At 65.6% G+C, this 1,169-nt stretch carries 1 protein-coding gene; it reads left to right on the top strand.

From position 1 onward, the window contains the following. A partial coding sequence (locus NS4_RS31020; RefSeq protein ID WP_157106359.1) for an AMP-binding protein occupies positions 1-1,169 on the top strand: 1,169 nt, incomplete at both ends.

Below are 1,169 nucleotides of genomic sequence, written 5' to 3'. Positions count from 1 at the left end.
CCCGAAGGGTGTGGCGGTGTCGCATGCGGCGGTGGTCAATCAGATCGCGTGGATCGTCGGTCAGTACGGGTTCGATCGTGACGATGTGGTGTTGTTCAAGACGCCGGCGACCTTCGATGTGTCGGTGTGGGAGTTGTTCGCCCCGTTGACCGTGGGTGCGCGGATGGTGGTCGCGGAAGCCGACGGTCATCGTGATCCGGCGTATCTGGCGTCGGTGATCGCCGATCGGGGGGTGACGGCGACGTCGTTCGTGCCGTCGATGTTGTCGGTGTTCGCCGAGAGTGTGGTCGGTGATCCGGAGGCGTTGGCGTCGTTGCGGTTGTTGTTCGTGGCCGGTGAGGCGTTCACCGGTGACGTGGTGGCCGCGGTGCGGCGGGTCAGCGATGTGGCCCTGTACAACTTGTACGGTCCGACCGAGTTCACGGTGCATGCCACCCACGCTCCCGTTCCCGACGGTGTGACGGGTGCGGTGCCGATCGGTGGACCGGTGTGGAACGCGCGGGTTTATGTGCTGGATTCGCGGTTGCGTCCGGTACCGGTGGGTGTGACGGGTGAGTTGTACCTGGCGGGTGCGCAGTTGGCGCGTGGTTACGCGGGCCGGGCGGATCTGAGCGCGGATCGTTTCGTGGCGAACCCGTTCGGTACCGGTGAGCGGATGTATCGCACCGGTGATGTGGTGCGCTGGAATGCCGCCGGTGAACTGGTGTATGTGGGTCGGTCGGATTTCCAGGTGAAGGTGCGTGGTCAGCGCATCGAGCTGGGTGAGATCGAGTCGGCGTTGACCGAGCACGGGTCGGTGGCGCGTGCGGTGGTGACCGCGAAGTCGGACGCGCAGACCGGTGATCGGTTGGTGGGTTATGTGGTTCCCGCGCAGACCGCGGTTGTGGATACCGACGAACTGCGCGGTCATCTGACCGAGCGGCTGCCGGCCTATATGGTCCCCGCCGTCCTGATGGTGTTGGACGAGTTCCCGCTCAACGCTTCCGGGAAGCTGGACCGGAAAGCGCTGCCGGAACCGGTGTTCGAGGCGCAGGAGTTCCGGGCGCCGTCGACCCCGATCGAGGAGATCGTGGCCGGTGTGTACGCCGAGGTCCTGGGTGTGGAGCGGGTGGGTGCCGACGACGATTTCTTCACCCTCGGCGGTAACTCGCTGATCGCGACCCAGGTCG

The sequence above is a fragment of the Nocardia sienata NBRC 100364 genome (assembly GCF_001613205.1).
Classification (GTDB): domain Bacteria; phylum Actinomycetota; class Actinomycetes; order Mycobacteriales; family Mycobacteriaceae; genus Nocardia; species Nocardia sienata.
The sequence above is the reverse complement of the archived record's forward strand: the minus strand, read 5'-3'. Positions and strand labels throughout refer to the sequence as shown.